The sequence below is a fragment of the Microbispora hainanensis genome (assembly GCF_036186745.1).
Classification (GTDB): domain Bacteria; phylum Actinomycetota; class Actinomycetes; order Streptosporangiales; family Streptosporangiaceae; genus Microbispora.
Window position 1 is genome coordinate 3,999,159 of the sequence record NZ_CP108086.1, and the last position, 21,611, is coordinate 4,020,769.

A 21,611-nucleotide genomic window follows, 5' to 3' on the forward strand; every position below is an offset into this window, starting at 1 on the left:
GGCCGCCATGTGATGGGGCCGCCGTGTGAAGGGCAGGCCGGGGTCGTCGCCGGTGGGGTGAGCGGCGACAGGGGCGGCGCGGACACCGGACGCCGGATGGTTCTGGGGAGGGACGAGGAAGCCGGCGCCGGTCATGCCTTCGACAGGGCGGAGATCGGGTGGAAGGGGGTAGACAGGCAGTCAGGAGTGGGGGATGAATCGGCCGAAACGGCCCTGATGGTATAGCAGCGGGCGGCTGGTGCCGTGCACCGTGGCCTCGCAGACCAGGCCCACGACGAGCACGTGGTCGCCCACTTCGGCCGTCGTGTGCGGCAGGCAGACCAGGTGCACCGACGCGTCGCTCAGCAGCGGAGCCCCGAAGGGGCCGCGATGCCAGCGAGTCGGCTCGGCGAAACGGTCGATGCCCTTGCGTGCGAATCTGACCGCGAGCTCATCCTGGTCGCTGGTGAGCATGTTGACGGCGAAGTGGCCGGCTGAGCGCAACCGGGGCCAGGTGCTCGAGGATTGGTTCACATAGAAGGAGACCAGCGGCGGCTCCAGGCTCACCGAGGAGAACGACGTCGCGGTCAGGCCGATGGGGGTTTCGTCGTCCTGAGCGGTGATCACTACGACACCGGCGGCGTGCGCCGCCAGCGCTCTGCGGAACCGCTCGCCGTCCACGGCCCGCCCTGACAGGGTCTCGGTCACCTTCCCGCTCCTTCCCTGCGGGGAGCCGTGCGTTGTCTGCCCTCTGATGTCACGATGCACATCGGATTTCCCCTCTCGCGGCCATGCCGCGGACGCCGCCATGTCACGTCGCGCGGGCCCCTGGGGGAACCGCGTGGCGGTAGGCGGCACACGGGTGTTCACATTGGTGGTCGTGAAGGCGACCACGGCCTTGGATCTGTCGCTACGGGAGAGGTGGAAGGACTCGGGTACCAGCAGCGATCTCGCCGAGTCGGACGGGCGGGATCAGCGACACTGCGCGCTGGCGACGTGCCCGAAGTCAACGTGAGGGCGCCGGATCAAAGGTAAATCCTGGCTCATAACACTCAATGTAGATCTACGAGCCCTATAAGTCAACATTTCCTACTCGCTTTATCGGGAAATCTGTCGGACGGGGTCGCCAGCGGCGTTCCCCCGCCTCACGTCGAGCATCGAGGGCATGGATCGGAGTCGTGCGGCCCAACCACTAGACGCACGTGGTGGCCGAGCAGCGGCGTCCTGGCCGGGCTCTACCCGGGCCCGGTGGAACCTCGAACTCAACCTGGGGTGTTCGTTGCGGGTCCGCGGCCTTACCCGGTGGCGGTGTAGCGGTTGGCGAGGTTCCTGCACATGACGTTCAATGAGCCGATCCACAGGATCGTGAAGCGATAGCCCTGGCTCGTCCTGGTGACGGCGTCGGCACAGAAGCCGGGACGGAAACCGTCATCTCTGAGGACGTCTCCCCTGGGGACGTCGAACGGCAGCCTTCTCAGCAGCCAGCAGACCCCGGTGTCGACCAGCGCGTCCAGGTCTCCGCGGACGACCGCGACCATGCCGATCGACCACGCGGCCCTGTCGTGGTGATACACCCCGAGCGCCAGGTGGTCGGTCTCATAGGCGCACTCCGCCGCGTCGTTGACGGCGTTCACCCTGCCGACGAAGCGCTCGAGCCCGCCGCGGAACTCCCTGAACTCCTCGGAGCGCCCTTCGGGGATGAAACCGAGGACGTCCTCGGCCAGGCCCGCGATGCTGATGCAGGGGTTCTGCATGACCACACTGACCCCCTCCGCCGGTGAAAAGCTCGGGAGCTGGGACCTCGTGATGGGTCCCGGGGCAGGGCAGACCGGGCCCTTGGGTTTCTCCGGCTCCTTCGGCTGCTTCGCCTTCTTCGGCTCCTGCACCTGCCCCTTCTCGGTCTCCGAGGCACTCGAGCCGCCCCCGGACTCCACGTCCAGACACGACGTGGTGGAAAGGGAGACCGACAGGAGGACGGCGAGCAACCTGTACGCCATCGAACGACGGGCGGCGAACGCTGAAGCAAGAGATCGGCGCATCCGGCTTGTCCCCCCATCTCGCCCCGGCCCATCTCGCCCCGGCCCATGTCACCCCGGCCCATGTCACCCCGGCCAGTAACCGCCGTCACATCCTGATCCGGGGCGGCCGGCGAAGCGACGTCCCGGTCCGCTCAGCGGACCGTTGGGGGCGCAATCTTCCGATCAGACGTGTCGCCAGCGCAGGGGAGTGCCGGGTCCGGCGGCGACGACGAGCCCGGCGTGGGTGGTGAACATGGTGCCCGGCACCGCCTCCGCGTGGCACTCCCAGTCGCTCGCGGAAGGCGGGGGAAGCCGGGTCAGCAGACGGCCCTCGGAGTCGAGGGCGAAGAGCCTGCCGTTCATCCCGCCGAGGGCGACGGCGCCTCCCGACGAGCCCACGTGCTCCCAGCCGTCGCCGCCGAACGGCCGCCGCCACAACCCGCCGCAGGACGTGGCGACCCAGAAGGTGCAGTCGGCCACGGCCAGGCCCACGGCGGACCCGGGCGCGGGGCCGGCCTCCTGCCATCCCGGCTCGTCGTGGCGCAGCAGCCGCCCGTCGTGCGTGACGCCGTACAGGCCGACGGCGACGCCGCCCGCGGCCTCGCGCGGGACGGCGAGGGCGCGTACGTCGTCGGCGGGGCCGACGGGCCGCCAGGGCAGGTTCTGGCCGCACAACTCCCGGGCCAGCAGCGTGCCGTCCGCGCTCACCGCGTGCAGCGTGCGGCCGAGCACCGCGAGCGCCCGCAGGTCGGCCGGCGGGCCGATGACGTCCCAGCGCTCCTCGCCGGGAGCGGCCGACAGCCGGTCGACCACGTTGCGGGTGATCCGGTCGACGACGGGATCGTGCAGGCCGTTGCCCCAGTTCACCGTGGCCGCGGTGAAGACCGTGCCGAGACCGCTGGTGAACACGCCCATGGTCGCCATGCCGCCCTGGCCGTACGCGCTCCAGTGCCGCAGGTCGGCGGTGGCGAGGACGACGAACGACGAGGGCGTGCCGTCCCTGCCGGTCGCCCGGGGCACCCCGCCGACCTCCTCGAACTCCGCGGCGTCGGTCTCGTAGCCCAGGCAGCCCTCGCCGAACTTGTCGCCGTCGGTCAGCCCCGTCCCCTCGAACACCCAGTGCGCCGCGAAACGCGTGGTGTACGACTCTTCCAGCATGCGCGGCATGTGCGGCCCCCAGGCTCCGGCGCCCGCGCGGAAGCTCACCCCGGTCAGCGTGTTCTCCGGCCGGTTCACCGGCGCGGCCGACCACTCGACGGTCGTCTGCCGGGGATCGGTGGCGGCGATGGGGTCGGTCACCGGGTCGCGGTGGCACACCATGGTGCGGCCGCCGTCTTCGAGCCTGATCTGCCACCAGCACGTGTTGCCGGAAAAGAAGGCAACGTTGCCGCCGCGCCTCACGAACTCCTCGACGGCGTCGCGCATCCCGAGCGACCAATACTCGTCGTGCCCGTTGACGATCAGCAGCCGATGGCGGGACAGAAGATCGAGGCCGTCATGGAGGTCCAGGTTGGAGCAGTAGGCGACGTCGTAGCCGCCGCGGCGCAGCCACCGCATCAGCCCCTCCTCCCAGCGTTCGGGAGGAGGCCCGCCGCCGGGCCGGTCGAAGGTCACCCGCGCGGCCCGCGTGGGCGACTCGGTCCAGTAGATGCTCTGCCCCGGTTCCCCCGCCCTGTTGTACGCCTGCCAGGTGGTGAAGGGGACGCTCAGCAGCACCGGCGAGCCGGGCACGGCCTGCCGCACCACGAAGTAGACCTCGTTGTCCGGGCACGGCGTGGTCCCCGGCAGCCCGAACGGCCACGGCTGCTCGGGGCCGAAGCGGGCCCGATAGAGCGAGCTGCGCCAGCCGGAGGGGATGTCGAGCTCCCAGTGGGGCGCGGAGGCGGTTCCCTCGAAGACCACCCGGTCGTCGGTGGCGTCGGTCACCACCACGGGCGCCGGGTGGTCGAGGACGAAGCCGAGCGATGTCCCCTGCACGCAGGACGTCGACATGGCATAGGCGCGTACGGTCATCGGACTGGTCATCGCAGGGCCGCTTCGACGACGAGGGCTTCGAGTTCCAGGAGACAACGCTCCATATCGGGCCGGGACAGATAGCGGGTGTCGGCGGTGAGCGAGACGCCCTCGGTCGTGAGGTGGACGCAGAACCGGCAGTTGAGCTTGTCCTGGCTCATCGGCCAGGTCACCGACGTCCGGGCCAGCGCGGCCGTGATCTCGGCCGGGTCGCACCGGGCGGGTCCCGGGTCGGCGAAGCGCATGTCGTTGAAGCAGCAGTAGGGGTGGATCGGCTCACCACGCTCGGCGCTCACGGAGGCGGTGATCCGGTTGCGGTCGGCCGGGTCGTGGTAGGCGCTGCGGTAGGCGCGCAGCGCGGCCGGCCCGGCGGCCCGCAGCAGGCCGGTGAAGGACGCCTCCCGGCGGTCGAGCGTGAACAGCCCCTCCTGCGACATCGTGGCGACGATGTCCGTGGTGTCGCGGCGGAACCGGTTGGCCGAGATCGGCAGCACCGCGCACGTCTCGTGGCCGGTGAACCTGCCGACCAGCTCGGTCACGGCCGTCAGCAGCACGGTCGAGGTCGAGGCGGCGTGCTCGGCGGCGACCGAGCGGACGGCGAGCTCAAGGGCGGGGGAGCGCAGCAGCGCACGCCAGATGGGCGGCTCGGCCGGAGATCCGCTCGGGGAGGAAAACATCGTCGGTGGAATACGCCGATATTCGCGCTCCCAGTGCGCCGCCGCCGTCTCCGCCGCCCGCCGTCCCTCGGGACCGGCCTGCCAGTGCGCGAGGTCGAGCGGCTGCGAAGCCGCGGGCCGTCGTACGCCGGGGCCTCGGAGCAGGAACATGCGCAGGTCGCGCAGTGCGACCTCCGCGCCGAGCCCGTCGGCGGCCAGATGGCAGAAGACCAGCACCACGTGGGCGACCCGATCGCCGTCGAGCACCAGCGCCACCCGCACCGGCCATTCGCCGAAATAGTCGAACGGCCGCGCCGCCAGCTCGTCCAGCACCCGGTCGGGATCTTCGGTGGTGACCACGACCGGCAGCCGGCCCTTCTCCGCCAGCCGCTGGTAGGGCTCCGCGGGTGTTGCCCGGAACGCGTCGCTCATCGTCGTGCGAAGTGCGCCGCTCATCCGGGTACGCAGAGCACCGTGCCGCGCCATCAGGGCGGCCAGCGCCGCGCACACCTCGGCCACGGTGCGGGAGCCCGGCACCTTCAGCACGCGGCCGAAGTTGAAGTAGCGGTCGTCGGGGGCCGTCCGCACGATCGCCTCCCAGATGGCCCGCTGGCCCCAGGTCAACGGCGCCGTCGGCGGTCCGGTCAAAGGTCCCGGTCCGGCGAACTCGACGTACGGCGTCGGGCCGGTGACGTTCATCGGGATGCCGTGGACGCCAGGTGCGCGGACAGCCGGTCGAAATCGTCCAGCAGGCCCATGCCGTCGTCGCTCAGGTCGAACTCCACGCCGAACTCCGACTCGATCGCGTCGATCAGCCGCAGCATCGAGATCGACGTGACGCCCAGGGCCGACAGCGGCACGGTCGCGGCCAGCACCTCATCGGCGGTGACGGCGCCGTCGGACGACTCCGCGACGAGTTCCGCGAGCCTTTCCTTGATCATTCCAGCTCCTTGGCGAGGCGTTCCGCCTCCTCGTCCGACATCTCGTCGAGCTCGGCGATCAGGAGGTCCTCGATCGCCCGGGCCAGCCCACCGACCGTGGGATGGGTGAACAGCGTGCGGATCGGCAGCTCAAGGCCGGTCGTGCCGCGCAGCCGCGAGACGATCCGTACGGCGAGCAGCGAGTGGCCGCCGAGCGCGAAGAAGTCGTCGTGCACCCCGGCCTTCTCGACCCCGAGCACGTCGCCGAAGACCTCGGCCACCAGTTCCTCGGCGTCGGTGCCGGGCGCGACGTACGCCTCCCGGTGGGCCTGCGGGGCGGGCAGCGCGGCCCGGTCCACCTTGCCGCCCGGCGTCAGCGGCAGCCGGTCGAGCCGCACCCAGGAGGTCGGCACCATGTGCGGCGGCAGCGCCGCGCCGGTGAACTCCGCCAGCTCGGTGAAGCCGGCGGATCCGGTGACGTAGCCGACCAGCGTGTCGCCGATCGCGACGACCGCGGCCTCGCCCACCTCGGGATGGGCCAGCAGGCGCGCCTCGATCTCGGCCGGCTCGATGCGGAACCCGCGCACCTTCACCTGGTCGTCCAACCGGCCCAGGAACTCGAGCTGCCCGTCGGGCCGCCACCGCACCCGATCTCCGGTGCGGTAGACGCGCTCGCCGTGCAGGTCGGTGAACCGCTCGGTGGTCGGCTCGGGACGGCCCAGGTAGCCCCGGGCCACGCCCGCCCCGCCGATGCACAGCTCACCGGCGGCGCCGGGGGGAGCGAGCCGCCCGTCGGGGTCGATCACGTACACATGAGTGTCCCCGATGGGCCTGCCGATCGGCGGACGCCCGGGGGAGCCGTCCAGCTCGGCGAGCGTGGCGATGATCGTCGCCTCTGTCGGGCCGTAGGTGTTGACCAGCCGCACCCGGTCGCCGAACCGCTCACGCCAACGGGTCACCGCGGCCTCGTGCACCTGCTCCCCGCCCAGGATGACCAGCCGCAGCCCCGGCGGCCAGGCGATCGACTCGATCTGGTCGACCAGGTGGTGCCAGTAGGCGGTCGGCAGGTCCAGCACGGTGACGCCGTCGAGATGATCGGGGAGCGTCACCGCGCCGTCCGGCAGGAGCGCCAGGCGGGCGCCCGAGGCCAGCGCCGGATAGATCTCCTCGGCGTGCGTGTCGAAGGCGAGCGAGGCGAACTGCACGACCGTGTCATCCGGCCCCAGGCCATACTCCCCGGCCATCCAGGCGACCCTGGCCGCGAGGTTGCGGTGCTCCACGACCACGCCCTTCGGCGTCCCGGTCGATCCGGACGTGTAGATCACGTACGCCGCGGCGTCGCCCGTGACCGGCACGGGCAGCGGCGTGCTCCCGGCGACCGCGTCCGACGCGTACGCCACCGGGACGCCCGGCGGCAGCCCCCCAGCCACGTCGGCGGCCAGGTCGGCGGAGGTCAGGACGAGCGCGGCGGCGCTGTCGCCGAGCATGAACGCCAGCCGCTCGCCCGGAAGGGCGGGGTCGAGCGGAAGGTAGGCCGCCCCGGCCCGCCACACCGCGAGCAGCGCGGCGACGGAGTCGGGCGTACGGCCGAGGAGGACGCCCACGACGTCACCCGGGCCGACGCCGCGCGCCTGCAGCAGCGCGGCCAGCTCTGCGGCGCGCGCGTCCAGCTCGCCGTAGGTCAGGTCGCCCACCGCGCACGAGTCCCGGTGGGCGCGTACGGCCGCGGCCACCAGCTCGGGGACGTACGGCTCAGGGATGACCTCGGGCCCGCGGCCGATCTCCAGCAGGCGGGACTCCTCGGCCGGGGTGACCAGCTCCGGGGGCGCGGCGAAGTCCTGCCGCAGCACCCGCTCAAGCCGGGCCGCCATCGCCTCGATGGTGCCGGGGTCGAACAGCGCGGCGTCGTAGGAGAGCACGACGAGCAGCTCGCGCTCGTCCTGCCACGCCTCCAGCATCAGGTCGAACTTGACCTGTTCGAAGCCGTGCGCGAACGGCTCGGTCACCAGCCCGGAGAAGGCGGCCGGTGCGGCGCCGGTGTCCTGGTTGTGCAGGATCGCCATCGTCTGGAAGGCGGGCACGCGCAGCCGTTCGAACGGGACGCCCTGATGCTCGAACGCCGACAGGGCCGCGTCGCGGGTGCGCTCCAGCGACTCCCCGAAACTCGAAGGCCGGTCCGTGTGATCTGGCGAGGTGCGGATCAGCAGGACGTCGGCGAAGTAGCCGACCACGCGCTCGAACTCGACCCGGTCTCTGCCGGAGGCGACGGTGGCGATCGTGACGTCGCGCTGCCCGCTCTGCGCGGCGAGCACCGCCCGGTAGGCGGTCAGCAGGGTCATGAACAGCGTCGCGCCGTGTTCCCTGCCCTGCTCGGCCAGCCGCGCCACGTCCTCGGCCGGCAGCCGGAACGTGTGGAAGCCGCCCTTCCTCATCGGCGGTGAGCTGCGCGGCCGGTCGGCCGGCAGGTCGAGCGGGGCCGCGCCGGCCAGCCGCTCGCCCCAGTAGGCGGCGAGTTCCTCCTGGTCGCGCTCGCGCTGCCATCGGGCGACGTCGCCGAACTGAAGGGGCAGCGGATCGAGCCGTTCGCCCGAGTAGAGCCGGGCCAGTTCGTCCAGCATGACGTTCAGCGACCAGCCGTCGCCCAGCATGTGGTGGAGCACCACGCACAAGACGTGGTCGTCGGGCGAGAGGCGGATCAGCGTCGCGCGCAGCGGCGGCCGGGAGGCGAGGTCGAACGGCGCGTTCGTGCGCTCGGCGACCAGCGCCTCCGCGTGCGCGACGTCGGTGGCCGAGATCGCCTCGACGGGCACCGGCCCCGGCGGCTCGACCACCGCGACCGGGGCGCCGTCGACCTCGGGAAACCGCGTACGCAGGCTCTCGTGCCTGGCGACCAGCGCGGCCAGGGCCCGTTCGAGTGCCGCCACGTCGAGCGGGCCGCGCAGCCGCCGCACGATCCACATGGCGTACGACGCGTCGTCCGGGTCGAGCCGGTGCAGGAACCAGAGCCGTTCCTGGCCGGGGGAGAGCGGCGCGGGCTCTCCGGCCGGGCGGGGGCGCGGGCCGTCGCCGCAATCCTGGTCGCGTGAGAGGGCCTCGTCGAGCAGCTCGGCCAGCGCCGCGACGGTCGGGCGGGTGAACAGCTCGCGCACCGGGATGCGCACCGGCAGCCTGGCGGTGACCATGGTGGCCAGCAGCGAGTGACCGCCGAGCGCGAAGAAGTCGTCGTCCGCGCCGACGTTCTCGACGCCGAGCACCTCGGCGAAGACCCCGGCCACGAGCCGCTCGGCGTCCGTGCGCGGCGGCATCCCGGCCGGCTTGGCGGCCTGTGGGTGTGGCAGGGCCTTCCTGTCGACCTTGCCGTTCGGGGTGAGCGGCAGCGCGTCGAGCGTCACGAATGTCGCCGGGACCATGTAGCCGGGGAGCTGCCCCGCGACGTGCCGCCGAAGGTCATCAAGTGGCCCAGCACCGCCGGGGACGATGAAGGCCACGAGCAGGTCGTCGCGTACGGCGGCCACCGCCTGGCGGACGGCCGGATGCGCTTCGAGCACGGCCTCGATCTCGCCCAGCTCGACGCGGTGCCCGCGCAGCTTGACCTGGTTGTCCGTGCGGCCGAGGAACTCCAGCGTGCCGTCCGCCAGCCACTTGACGACGTCGCCGGTGCGGTAGACGCGCTCCGAGCCGTGCCGTACGAACCGCTCCGCCGTGAGCTCCGGACGGCCGAGATAGCCGGTCGCGACGCCTGCGCCGCCGATCAGCAGCTCACCGGGCACGCCGATGGGCACCTGAGCACCTTCGGCGTCGACCACATGGACGGTGGTGTTCGCGATCGGCCGGCCGATGGTCACCCGTCCGGGCCGCTCGGGCACCTCCCAGGCGGTCGACCAGATGGTGGTCTCGGTCGGGCCGTACATGTTGACGAGCCTGCTCACGCGTGCCCGCAGCTCGGCGGCGAGCGCGAGCGGGAGCGGCTCGCCCCCGGCGAGGGCGACCACCGGCGGGAGGCCGCCCGCGAGCAGCACCCGCCAGCCCGATGGCGTGGCCTGCACGTGGGTCACGCCCGCGTCCGCGATCAGCCGGGCGAGCGCCGCGCCGTCGCGTGCGGTCTCCGCACCGGCGACGACCACCCGGCCGCCGGTGACCAGCGGCAGGTAGAGCTCCAGCGCGGAGATGTCGAACGACAGCGAGGTGAGCGCGAGCCAGACGTCCGAGGGCGTCGATCCGACCAGGTCGCGCATGGCGAGCAGGAAGTTGGTGAGCGCGCGGTGGGGCACCACCACGCCCTTCGGCCGTCCCGTCGAGCCGGAGGTGTAGAGCACGTAGGCGGTGTCGTCCGGCGAGGGTCTGCCGGGAACGTCGGCAGGCGCTTCGTCTGAGAAGAGGTCGGCGTCGGTGAGGACGAGAGCCGCGCCCGAGTCCTCGATCATGTACGCCACGCGGGACGCCGGATAGTCGGGATCGACCGGCAGGTAGGCCGCACCCGACATGGCGACGCCGAGCAGCGCCACGATCATGTCCGGGCCGCGCGACATGCGCACCGCGACCACGCTGCCGCGCCCGACGCCCCGGCCGCGCAGTCGCGCCGCCAGCCCCGCCGCCCGTACGGCCAGCTCGCGATAGGTGAGCTCCCGGTCTTCGGCGACCACCGCGACCGCGTCGGGTGCGGCGGCCACCCGGTCGAGCACCAGGTCGACCAGCGTGAGCGCGGGCAGCTCGGCGGTGGTGTCGTTCCACGCGGCGAGCCTGGCCCGCTCCCGTCCGGTGAGCAGGCCGAGCCGTCCCACGGGCAGTGTGGGGTCCGCGACCGCGGCGGCGAGCAGCACGAGATAGCGCTCGGTCATCAGCTCGACCGTCTCGTGGTCGAAGAGCTCCTCGCTGTAGATGGCGACGCCGAGCACGCCGCCGTCGTCCTCCGCGAACAGGTCGAGCGACAGGTCGACCCTCGCGGGGTGCCAGCCGAGCGGGAACGGCTCGGCGGCCACGCCCGGCACCGGATCGGCCACGTCGCCGTGGGTGTGCAGCGCGAACATGGTCTGGAACAGCGGTGTCCTGCTCGGGTCGCGCTCCACGCCGAGCACGCCGATCAGCCGCTCGAACGACACGTCCCGATGGGCGAGCCTGTCGAGGACGGCCCGGCGGGTGCGGCGGAGCAGGTCGCCGAAGCTCGGCGCCCCGGACAGGTCGCAGCGGAGCACCATGGTGGTCGACAGATAGCCGATCATCTGCTCCAGCTCGGTGCTGTCGCGGCCTGCCGAGGGGGTGCCCACACAGAAGTCCGTCTGGCCGCTGTGCCGGGAGAGCAGCACCTGGTAGGCCGCGAGCAGCAGCATGTAGGGCGTGCAGCGCGCCTGCCTGGCCGCCTCCGCCACTCGTGCCGCCAGCTCGGGCGGGATGCGGAAACGGACCTCCCCACCCGCCGTGCTCCGCGTCGCCGGGCGCGGCCGGTCGGCGGGCAGCTCCAGGACGGGCGCCCCGGCCAGCCGCGACACCCACCAGTCCAGATCGGCAGAGTCGTCGAGGCCCGGCACGTGGTCGCCGTACTGGGGCGGGAGGGCCTCGGGAAGCGGCCGTCCCGCGTAGTGGTCTGCCACCTCGTTCCGCAGCACGTTGAGCGACCAGCCGTCGCCGTTGATGTGGTGCAACACGACGCAGAGCACGTGGTCGGCCGGGCCGAGGCGCACCAGCGTGACCCGGAACGGCGGCCGCGCGGCGAGGTCGAACGCGGCGTTGGTGCGGGCGCGGACGATCCGCGCGGCCTCGTCCTCCGATCCCGCCGCGACCTGCTCGATCGTCACCGGGCCGGGCGGCTCCACGACGGCCGTCGGCCGCCCGCCGGCCTGCACGAAGCGCGTGCGCAGCGCGTCGTGCCTGGCGGCGACCGCGGTGAAGGCGGCTTCGAGTGCCGGGATGTCGAGCTCCCCGCGCAGCCGGTAGGCGTAGGCGGTGTTGTACGAGGGATCGTCGGGATCGAGCTGGTTCAGAAACCAGAGTCGTTCCTGACCACGGGACAGCGGACCTGTCTTCACGTGCCTACCCCCGGGCAGGTGGCCTTCTGGAAAGCTTCTTAACAGTTTGCGGGTTGGCCGCAGTGTTCCACGGATCTTCGGCCACCCGCAAGGCTTCTCCGGCGGCGTCTCGAACTCGGGGGGTTGCCCCTTTCGGCGGGCTCATGTCAGACTGGCGCAAGAGTTTAATTAGTAAACTTTCTTATTAGAAGTCGGATAGATCACGGCCTCTGATCCGGCGATTCTCGACCTGGCGACTCCGGGAGCCGATCGTGAGCAAGACTCTTCCCGGCCTGCTCCGGGAGCGGGCCGCCGCCGATCCCGGCCGGGTGGCGATGACCGTGCACGGCGCGGGCTCGCTGACCTTCGGCGAATGGGAGCACCGGGCCCGCGGCGTGGCCCGGGCGCTGCGCGGCCGGGGGATCGGGCGCGGCGACCGGGTCGGCCTCGTGTTCGGCAACGGCGACTGGCTGGACTACGCGGTCGCCTTCTTCGGCGTCCTCGACGCGGGGGCGGTCGCCGTGCCGCTCTCGGACCGCCTGGCCGCCGCCGACGTCGACGCGATGCTCGCGCACTGCGGCGCGACGGCGGTGCTGCGGCCGGGCGAGGTGCCGTACGCCGAAGGAGCCGAGAGCGGCGGAGACGGCGGATGCGGGGACCTCGAACCGGTGGGGCCCGGCGACCCGGCGCAGATCCTCTACACATCCGGCACCACGGGACGGCCCAAGGGGGTCGCCGCCACCCACGCGAACCTGGCCCACGGTTGCGGGGGCCGCCGCAGGCCGTTCACCCACTCACGGCATCTCGCGCACGCGTTCCCCATCGGCACCAACGCCGGCCAGTGGATGCTGGTCAACGCCGTGGACGCGCATCCCGAGGTGGTGACGCTGCCGCGGTTCACGCCCGGCAGGTTCGCCGCGCTGATCGAGCACTACCGGGCGGGCACGGTCTTCGTGGTGCCCGCCATGGCGATCGAGATGCTCGCCGCCGGGGTGCAGGCCAGGCACGACCTGTCGAGCGTGCTGCTGCTCGGCTCGGCGGCGGCGCCGCTGCCCGCGCGGGTCGCGGGCGATCTCTGCGCCGCCTTCCCCAACGCGACGATCACGAACTACTACACCTCGACCGAGGCCGCGCCCGCGCAGACCGTGATGATCTACGATCCCGAGCGGCCGTCGAGCGTGGGCCGCCCGGTCTCCGGCGGGGCCGTGCGGATCGCCGCGGCGGACGGCGGGGCGCTGCCGCCCGGCACGACCGGCGAGGTCTGGATGCGGTCGCCGGCCGCCACCCGCGCCTACTACGGCGACGAGGCCGCCACCGGCGAGGTCTTCCGCGGCGGCTGGGTGCGCATGGGAGACCTCGGCTACCTCGACGACGACGGCTACCTCTACCTGGTCGACCGCGAGAGCGACGTGATCAAGTCGGGGGCCTACAAGGTGTCCACCATCCACGTAGAGGAGGCCGTGCACCGCCATCCCGGCGTGGTCGAGGCGGCCGCCTTCGGGGTGCCGCACCCCACCCTCGGCAAGGCCGTCGCGGTCGCCGTCGTCGGGACCGTAGCTCACGAGGAGCTGCGGATCTTCCTGAAGGACCTGCTGGCCCCGCACGAGCTTCCCGTACGGCTCATCACCCTCGACGCCCTGCCCCGCAACAACGGCGGCAAGGTCGACAAGCGCTCACTCCGAGAGGTCGCACCATGACGCAGGTCTCGTTCGCCCAGCATGGGATGTGGGTCACCGAGCGGATGGGGGCGGGGTCGGCCTACCACATGCCGATCGTGATCCGCTTCGACGGCTCGTCGGCTCCCGATCCCGCCGTGCTGGCCGCGGCGTGCGCGCGGGTGGTCGAGCGGCATCCGCTGCTGGGCCGGGCCGTGCGCGAGCACGACGGCGTGCCCCACCTGGTGCCCGCCGCCCGGCTTCCGTCGCTGGAGACGGGCGAGTCGGTGGAGGAGGCCGTCGTGCGGCCCTTCGACCTGGAGAACGGCCCGCTCGTCCGCTTCACGCTCGTCGGCGACACCCTCGTGGTCGTCGCCCACCACCTGGTCTTCGACGGCGGGTCCAAGGACGTCCTGGTGGCCGATCTCGCCGCCTTCGCGACCGGCGCCGTGCCGCCGCCGCTCGCTCCCTTGGATTATGCGGAGGGGCAGCGGGAGCGGGTGGCGGCCCTGCTCGGCGAGGCACGCGCGTTCTGGGCGGACAGATGGCGCGACCCGGGCGAGGTGGTCGTGCCGGGAGGGGCGCTGCGCTCCCGCCGGGGCGGTCCGGGACGCCTGCTGGAGTTCCCGCTCGACGTTCCCGCCCTGCCCGGTCTGACCAGGTTCGAGGTGCTGCTCGCGGCGCTGCACGCGCTCCTCATGTCGTACGGCAACGCCGACGTCGTCACCGCGGTCGACCTGTCGACCCGCACCGCCGAGGCGGAGGGACACATCGGCCCCTTCGTCAACGAGCTGCCGGTCTTCTCCAGCCCGCCGGCCGACGCGCCGTTCGTGACGTTCGCCGCCGCGCTGCGCGCCGAGCTCAGGAGCCTGTACGCCTATCGCGAGGTCCCGCTGGCCAGGGTGGTCGCCGGGCTCAAGCCGCACGCGGCGCTGGCTCCCGTGTCGGTCAGCTACCGCCGAGGCCCGTTGACCACAGGTGCGACCGCAGGGTTCGGCGAGGTCGACTGGCTGGCGTTCAACCACGCGGTGCGCGGGGCCCTGCAACTCCAGGTCCTCGACCCCGCAGTCCGTACGGGCGACGACCCGGCGACGGGAATGAGCGCGAGTCTGCGTTACGACCCCGGCGAGCTGACCGACCCGGCCGGATTCGCCGACGACCTGCGGGCGGTGCTGGCGGCGATCGCCCAGGACCCCGCCCGGCCCCTGGAGATGCTGCCGACCCGGGGGCCCGTGGTCGCCTGGCCCGTCCCCAGCTCCTCGACAGCGGAGGCGGCGCCGGAGGACGGCGGCGCCGACGTGGATCTCGACGACCCGCTGGCGGCCGAGATCCGCGCCATCTGGGAGGAGGTGCTCAAGCTCGCTCCGATCGAGCCGCACGACGACATCTTCGAGCTCGGCGGCCACTCGCTGACCATCACGCAGATCATCGCCCGCATGCGCAAGCGGCTGGGTGTGGAGGTCGACCTGGACGACTTCTTCGACAACCCGACGATCGCCGGTGTGCTCCAGGTGATCCGCGGATGACGCGGCCCGCCACGGCCGATCCGGACGCCTCGCCCGCGCGAGCGCCGGACGACGCCGATCTCTCGCTCATGCTGATGATCCGGGCGTTCGAGCTGAAGCTGCTCGACCTCTACGGCAGGGGCCTGCTCAACGGCACGACCCACACCTGCCTCGGGCAGGAGTACATCCCGGTCGCCATCGAGGCGCTGCTCGACCCGCGTGACCACGTGTTCAGCAACCACCGCGGGCACGGACACTACCTGGCACGCTTCCGCGACCCCGCCGGGCTGCTCGCGGAGATCATGGGCAGGGAGGGGGCCGTCTGCGCCGGGGTCGGCGGCAGCCAGCACATCCGCAGAGACCGGTTCCTGTCCACAGGTGTGCAGGGCGAGAGCCTGCCCGTCGCCACGGGCGTCGCGCTGCACCTCAAGCGGGCCGAGCCCGGCCGTCTCGCCTGCGTGTACGTCGGCGACGGCACGTTCGGCGAGGGCGCGGTCTACGAGGCGCTGAACATCGCGTCCCTGTGGGCGCTGCCGCTGCTCGTCGTGGTCGAGAACAACGGCATCGCCCAGTCGACGCCCACGTCGCGGCACCTGGCGGGGAGCATCGCGGGCCGGGCGGCGGCGTTCGGCATCGACCACCACCTGGTCGGCACCTCAGACGTCGCCGAGATCCGCCGCACGCTCGAACCTCTCGTTGCGCGGGTCCGCTCCCGCTCGACACCGCTCGTGGTCGAGTTCGTCACCCGGCGCCTCGGGCCGCACAGCAAGGGCGACGACACCCGGCCCGCCCAGGCCGTACAGGCATTGCGCGAGCAGGACTGGTACGCGCGGTGCGCGGCGGCCTGCCCCGGCCGCTTCCGGAGGCTCGACGCGGAGGCCCGCGCGCACATCGACGCGGTCGCCGCCGAGGTCACGGCGCGGGGGCAGTCCCAGTGGGAGGCGGCGCGATGGGAGCGGTCGTGAGGGTCGCGGAGAACCTGAACGCGGCGCTGGCCGCCCTGCTCGCCCGGGAGCCGGACCTCTACGTGCTGGGAGAGGACGTCGCCGATCCGTACGGCGGCGCCTTCAAGATCACCCGAGGGCTGTCCACCGGCTTCCCCGACCGCGTCCTGTCGACCCCGATCAGCGAGAACGCCGTCACCGGCATCGCCGCCGGGCTCGCGCTGTCGGGAGACCTGGCGATCGTGGAGATCATGTTCGGCGACTTCGCCGCGCTCGCCTTCGACCAGTTGCTCAACTTCGCGTCGAAATCGGTCTCCATGTACGGCTCGCGCCTGCCGATGCGCATGGTCGTGCGCTGCCCGGTCGGCGGCGGGCGTGGTTATGGGCCCACCCACAGCCAGAGCCTGCAGAAACACTTCGTGGGCATCCCCAACCTGGCCGTCTATGAGCTGTCGCCGTTCCACGACAACCTGGCCGTGTTCGAGGAGATGTTCGCCCGGGCGGAGCCGTGCGTGTTCTTCGAGGACAAGGTGCTCTACACGCGCCCGATGGGTGTCGTGGAGCCGCCGTTCTCGGTGGCGGTCTCCGGCGGCGTGGCCAGGGTGTCCATCGACGGCCCGCCCGACTGCGTGGTCATCGCCCCCGGCGGGGTGGCGCACCGGACGCTGGCCGCGATGCGCTCGCTGCTGGTCGGGGACGAGATCGCCTGCACGCTGCTGGTGCCGTCCAGGCTCTATCCGTTCGACCTGCCGGATGACGCCGACGCGGACATCCGGGCGGCGCGCCGGGTGTTCGTCGTCGAGGAGAGCACCGCAGGGGGGACATGGGGCGCCGAGGTGGCCCACGTCGTCCACCGGAGGCACTGGGGGCGGCTGGCCCAGCCGGTCACGCTGATTCACTCCGCCGGCGGGGTCATCCCCACGGCCGCGCACCTCGAACGGGCGGCCCTCGTGAACGAGTCCACGATCCACAGCGCGATCAGGGAGGCCCTGCGTGGCTGAGCTCCGCGTGCCGAAGCTGAACAACAACGACACCGAATATCTCCTGGTCGAGTGGCTCGCCCCCGACGGCGCGCAGGTCGCGGAGGACGACGCGGTCGCGCTGGTGGAGACGTCCAAGGCCGCCGAGGAGCTCACCGCGGGCGCCGCCGGGGTGTTGCGGCATCGGCTGCGGCCGGGAGTCTGGTGCCGCCCGGACGACGTGATCGCCGCGATCGGCGACGCTCCGGGCCCGCCCGAGCGCGACGCTCCGGCCCCGGCCGCGCAGGCCGCGGAACAGCAGGCCGCGGCCGACGAGCCGGCGCCGCTCATCACGGCTCCCGCGCAGGCGCTCATCGACGAGCTCGGCATCGGCCTCGACCGGGTCAGGGCGCTCGGCGTCGCCGTCGTGCGGCGGGCCGACGTCGAACGCCTGGCCGCCGCACCCTCCGGCGGCGAGACCCGTGGCGAGCACCGGCTTTCGCGGGTGCAGCGGGCCGTGGCCAGGTCCGTCGAGCTGTCCCGCCGGACCATCCCCGCCGCGTACGCCGTGGTGCGCATGGATCTCGGTCCGGCGCTGGAGTACGCGCGGGCCACGACGAGGGAGATCCGCCGCCCGGTGGGGCTCGCGGAGGTGTTCGTCCAGGCCGTCGCGGGCCTGCACGAGCGGTTCCCGTTGTTCTTCGCCACTGTGGACGAGGCCACTGGGAACGGCGCCGACCGGGCGCTGCTGTCCGAGGTCCCCCACATCGGCGTCACCGTCGACGTCGGCGAGGGGCTGTACGTCCCCGTCGTCCACGACGCGGCGAGCCGTACGACGAAGGACATCGCGACCATCCTCATGAAGCACCGGCTGGCCGCCACCACCGGCGAGTTCACGGAAGGCGACCTGTCCGGCGCCAACTTCGTCGTCACCCTGCACACCGAGCACGGGGTCGTGCTGGCGATCCCGTTCGTCTATCCCGGCACCGTCTGCGCGCTCGCCGTCCCCGGGCCGCGCGACGGAACCCTCGCCGACGTCGGCCTGGCCTACGATCACCGCCTGATCAACGGCAGGGACGCCGCCCTCTTCCTGAACGCGCTCAAGACCATGGTCGAAGCGCTCGCCTGATCTTAAACGATCAAGACCGGAAGTTTGATCTTCAACGATTTCGATCGGCGGGATCGGCGTTATTCCGGCATTCCCGAGGCCTGATAGAGGGAGTGAACTGCGAAGTGACCGGTAATGGATCGTTCCAGTCGCCGTGGATTGGCGGCGAGAGCTCGGAGCATTCGTTCGAGAGATGCGAATCGCCTGGTCAGAGAGTATCTCGGCGGGGGTGTGGCGCGTTGAGGGAAGCGCCGATGCCCGCTTCTTGGCCACTGATACGCTTTATGCCTTTCGATAACTCTGAGCATTTACGGGGCAAGAGTGACGACGGGGCCTGGTTATCAGCAGTATCCGCCTCAGCCGCCGCCGCAGTGGCAGTCGCAATCTCCACCACCACCTCCACCACCTCCACCATCCGCGCCGCCGCAGTGGCAGTACGGGCCTCCGCCACAGCAGCAGCAGTGGCAGGCTCCGCCACAGCAGTGGAGGCCTCCGCCTCCGCCGCCTCCCGGACCCCGGAGCAAGACCGGGCTGTGGGTGACGCTCGGCATCCTGGCCCTCGTCCTCGTCGTCGCGGTGGGCGCGGGGGTGGGCTTCGTCCTGCGAGGCGGCTCCGGCGGCGACGCCACGGGCGATGCCACCGGTGATCCCGCCGCCGACCCGAACACGGTCGTGGTGAAGGACGACGAGATCCGCGACCTGGTCCAGGCGCACACCAAGGCGCTGGCCTCGGGCGATGCCAAGGCGTTCACCTCGATCTTCGACCAGAAGAACGCCGCGCTCATCCGCGACCAGACGAGAGTCTTCGCCAACCTGAGCAAGATGCCGCTGGCAGAGAAGTCCTACGAGGTGCTGCGCCGCCAGGGCCGGGCTCAGGACAGTTTCGGGCGGGGCGTGAAGTTCACGCAGGACGTCGCGTTCGTCCACCGGTTCGCCGGGATCGATCTGCGTCCGGTGTCCGAGTGGTATCGCTGGACCATCGAGAAGGCGTCGCCGAACGCGCCCCTGGTCGTGACGAAGGTGGAGGGCGCACCGCCGACGATCAGCGGCGAGGCGTCGAAGACCATGTACTTCCCCGGGCCATGGGACATCTGGCCCGACATCGTGGTGGAGAAGGCGGGCTCAAGCCTCGTCCTCGCCAGGCCGGAGGACGCCGCCATGGCCCGGCGCGTCGCGCCGACCGTCTCCGCCGCCACCACGAGCGACCTCGCCTTCTGGCAGAAGAACGGCGATCCGAACGCGGCCGTGCCGAGCGGCTTCGTGGTGGCGCTGGTCAAGGGGAAGACCCAGCTCGGCAAGCTGTTCCGTACGGCCAAGGCGAACGAGGACGGCGTCTCGATCCCGATGCCGCGCTGGGGGCTCGCGAACGACACCGTGAAGATCGGCGGCACCCGCGTCGTCATGGACACGACGTCCGCGTTCTTCGAGGACGAGCAGGGGATCACGGAGATCTCCGAGCACGAGCTCGCGCACTCGCTCGTCGCCGGGCTCGACAGCGCGCAGTTCGCCCTGTTCGGCCGGGCGAACTGGATCACCGAGGGCTTCGCCGAGTATGTGGCAGGCCGCGACCAGCCGATCACGCAGAACCGGCGGTACGCGGAGGGCCGTGCCTACCTGGCAGGACGGCTCGCCATGCCGTTCGACGGGAAGCTGCCGACCAATCCCCTCTGGGACTTCAAGCAGATGACCAGCGTCAACTACCTCATGGGGCATCTGGCCATGCGGTTCATCGCCCAGAAGTACGGCGAGCGGAAGCTGGTCGAGGGCGTGGTCGCGGCTTACCGGGCACCGGGCGACGACAGCGAAGCCGCACTCTTCCAGGTGCTCGGCGTCTCGAAGGCGGATTTCGAGCGGCAGTGGGCGGGCTACGTCCGCGCCCAGCTCGCGTGATCGGGGGACAGGCATGACGGACCAGCACGACGAGAACCCGTACGGCGGGCCCACTCCGCCTCCGCTCCCCACTCCGCCGCCCACTCCGCCGCAGTATCCCCACGGTCCCGGCCAGCCGGCGTACGGCCAGCCGGCATACGGGCAGCCGGCATACGGGCAACCGGCTCATGGGCAACAGGGTGGCCAGGGGCAATGGGGTCAGCCCGCGCCGTCGGGGCAGACCGGGCCCGGCCCGCAGGCCCCGGCCCCTCCGGCGTACGGACCGCCCGGCCAGAGCACGTCCTGGGGTCCGGGCTACCCGGGCGCGCCGTACCCGCAGCAATCCTGGCCGCAGCAGCAGGGCTACCCCGGTCAGCAGGCGTATCCGGGCGGGCAGGGCTACCCCGGTCAGCAGGGTTACACGGGTCAGCAGGGTTACACAGGTCAGCAGGGGGGCTATCCCGGCCAGGGCTATGGCGCTCCGGGACAGCCGGCCCAGGGGTTTGCGCCCCAGCTCCCGTCGCAGCCACAAGCACAGCCGCAGGCACCCGGCGGCAAGGGCAAGACGACGCTGTTCGTCGCGCTCGGGCTGGTGGTGCTGCTGGCGGTGGGCGCGGGGACCGCCTGGTTCGTCGCGCGCGGCGGCTCGGGCAGCGGTTCCGGCGGGGGCGTGGGGGAGTGGTCCGTCCCGCTCGCGAGCGCCGAGAGCATGGACTTCACCCAGGGGCTCGCGTTCGCGGGCTGGCTGACCGACAAGACGGTGATCCGGGTGCAGCGAGACGGGGTGCTCGCCTACGACCTGGCCTCGGGCAAGCGCGCCTGGGGCGCCCCGTCGCCCGGTGACCAGCTCTGCGGTGCCACCGCCGACCTGGCGAACGGCAAGGGCGCCGTGGCGTACGGCAGCGACCAGTTGTGCGACCACCTGGCCGGCGTCGACACCGCGGCAGGAAAGATCACCTGGAAGACCAAGATCCCGGCCGAGAAGTCCCGGATCGCCAACTCGCTCATCGTGCCCCGGATCATGAGCGCGGGCGACGTCGCCGTGGTGTACGCGAACGACGTCCTGTCCGGCTACAACCTGTCGAACGGCGCGAAGCAGTGGACGGCGCGGCTGCCCGAGGGCTGCCACGTCAAGGACGTGAACGCGGCGGCGGCCCGGGTGGCCCTGCTCCTCGACTGCACCTTCGAGGGGTCGGGCAACTTCGTGCAGGCGCTCGACCCGAAGAGTGGCGCGCCCCTGTGGCGCTACAAGACGGCCGAGTTCAGGCTCATGGCCAGGGTGCTGTCGGCCGATCCGGTGATCGTCAGCCAGGAGGAGGGCGACAAGAACACCTTCACGGCCTTCGACGACCGAGGCGGCAAGCTCAGCGAGTTCACGACCGGCAAGGTGGACATGCTCGCCATGAACACGGTCGCGTTCGTGGACGGGCTGTTCGAGCAGCGCCGCTATGCCGTGCACGGCGACCGCCTCTATCTCATGACCTTCCCGGAGAACGTGCCGGACAAGGCGCGATCGGGTGACAAGGCGCTCGCCTTCGACCTCAAGACCGGCAAGCAGGTGTGGGAGTCGTCCGGCACCAAGCCCACGATGCTGAACCCCGTCCGGGCCGACGACCACGGCCTGCTCGCCCTGGAGGCCGGCGACTGGCGTGACCTGCCTCCCCGGCTCGTCCGCCTGGACGCGGCGACCGGCAAGGCGACGCAGGTGGCGGAGCTGCCGCAGAAGTACGGCACCGAGGGAGACGGCGCACGGGTCTTCGAGCGCGACGGCGCCGTCATCATCGTGCCGTGGACTTCGGTCGGCGCCGTGAAGCACGCGGTCGTCTACCTCCAGACCAAGGAGAGCTGACCGGGGCCGGTGCCGGATGGCTGCGGCCGGGAACCCGCATAGCGGGCTGATCGCGCGGCAGGGCGGTATGTCCGGGTGAACTCCGTCCTGTGCGGTCTCGCCGGCAATCCGGCCCTGTCGCCTGCGGTGCTGCC

At 71.9% G+C, this 21,611-nt stretch carries 13 protein-coding genes; 7 read left to right on the forward strand and 6 right to left on the reverse strand.

What is annotated here, in order from left to right; genetic code table 11:
• Positions 1 to 180: 180 nt before the first annotated feature.
• From OHB01_RS18815 to OHB01_RS18840, 6 genes are all read right to left on the reverse strand, one after another.
• Positions 181 to 687, reverse strand: a complete 507-nt coding sequence (locus OHB01_RS18815) for a flavin reductase family protein (protein ID WP_328855758.1) — start codon at positions 685 to 687, stop codon at positions 181 to 183.
• Between the two features lie 587 nt (positions 688 to 1,274).
• Positions 1,275 to 1,976 (reverse strand): hypothetical protein, encoded by a 702-nt coding sequence (locus OHB01_RS18820; protein WP_328855759.1) that lies wholly within the window; start codon positions 1,974 to 1,976, stop codon positions 1,275 to 1,277.
• A gap of 204 nt (positions 1,977 to 2,180) precedes the next feature.
• Positions 2,181 to 4,022 carry a N,N-dimethylformamidase beta subunit family domain-containing protein gene (locus OHB01_RS18825; RefSeq protein WP_240971678.1) on the reverse strand — a complete coding sequence of 614 codons (1,842 nt, stop codon included), beginning with the start codon at positions 4,020 to 4,022 and terminating at the stop codon, positions 2,181 to 2,183.
• Positions 4,019 to 5,365, reverse strand: coding sequence for a condensation domain-containing protein (locus OHB01_RS18830; RefSeq protein ID WP_142649324.1), 1,347 nt, complete (start codon positions 5,363 to 5,365; stop codon positions 4,019 to 4,021). Before OHB01_RS18830 ends, OHB01_RS18825 begins: the two co-directional genes overlap by 4 nt.
• The gene (locus OHB01_RS18835) at positions 5,362 to 5,607 is read right to left on the reverse strand and encodes an acyl carrier protein (protein WP_142649325.1); all 246 of its coding nucleotides are present in this window, start codon (positions 5,605 to 5,607) and stop codon (positions 5,362 to 5,364) included. The genes OHB01_RS18830 and OHB01_RS18835 overlap by 4 nt, the downstream gene beginning before the upstream one ends.
• On the reverse strand, positions 5,604 to 11,609 hold the full coding sequence (locus OHB01_RS18840; protein ID WP_328855760.1) for a non-ribosomal peptide synthetase: 6,006 nt from the start codon (positions 11,607 to 11,609) through the stop codon (positions 5,604 to 5,606). Before OHB01_RS18840 ends, OHB01_RS18835 begins: the two co-directional genes overlap by 4 nt.
• Positions 11,610 to 11,860: 251 nt before the next feature.
• Here OHB01_RS18840 and OHB01_RS18845 point away from each other — a divergent pair, with 251 nt between their 5' ends.
• The 7 genes from OHB01_RS18845 to OHB01_RS18875 all read left to right on the forward strand — a co-directional run bounded on the left by OHB01_RS18845 (position 11,861) and on the right by OHB01_RS18875 (position 21,477).
• Positions 11,861 to 13,285, forward strand: coding sequence for a class I adenylate-forming enzyme family protein (locus tag OHB01_RS18845; RefSeq protein WP_260617371.1), 1,425 nt, complete (start codon positions 11,861 to 11,863; stop codon positions 13,283 to 13,285).
• Complete coding sequence (locus tag OHB01_RS18850; RefSeq protein WP_328855761.1) at positions 13,282 to 14,769, forward strand: condensation domain-containing protein; 1,488 nt, start codon at positions 13,282 to 13,284, stop codon at positions 14,767 to 14,769. The genes OHB01_RS18845 and OHB01_RS18850 overlap by 4 nt, the downstream gene beginning before the upstream one ends.
• Positions 14,766 to 15,713, forward strand: coding sequence for a thiamine pyrophosphate-dependent dehydrogenase E1 component subunit alpha (locus OHB01_RS18855; RefSeq protein ID WP_142649329.1), 948 nt, complete (start codon positions 14,766 to 14,768; stop codon positions 15,711 to 15,713). Before OHB01_RS18850 ends, OHB01_RS18855 begins: the two co-directional genes overlap by 4 nt.
• Entirely contained in the window at positions 15,698 to 16,693 is a 996-nt protein-coding gene (locus tag OHB01_RS18860; protein WP_328855762.1) for an alpha-ketoacid dehydrogenase subunit beta, read from the forward strand. Before OHB01_RS18855 ends, OHB01_RS18860 begins: the two co-directional genes overlap by 16 nt.
• Positions 16,686 to 17,780, forward strand: coding sequence for a 2-oxo acid dehydrogenase subunit E2 (locus OHB01_RS18865; protein WP_328855763.1), 1,095 nt, complete (start codon positions 16,686 to 16,688; stop codon positions 17,778 to 17,780). Before OHB01_RS18860 ends, OHB01_RS18865 begins: the two co-directional genes overlap by 8 nt.
• A 516-nt stretch (positions 17,781 to 18,296) precedes the next feature.
• Positions 18,297 to 19,649 carry a hypothetical protein gene (locus OHB01_RS18870; RefSeq protein ID WP_168066175.1) on the forward strand — a complete coding sequence of 451 codons (1,353 nt, stop codon included), beginning with the start codon at positions 18,297 to 18,299 and terminating at the stop codon, positions 19,647 to 19,649.
• Between the two features lie 13 nt (positions 19,650 to 19,662).
• The gene (locus OHB01_RS18875) at positions 19,663 to 21,477 is read left to right on the forward strand and encodes a PQQ-binding-like beta-propeller repeat protein (protein WP_328855764.1); all 1,815 of its coding nucleotides are present in this window, start codon (positions 19,663 to 19,665) and stop codon (positions 21,475 to 21,477) included.
• Positions 21,478 to 21,611: the final 134 nt, after the last annotated feature.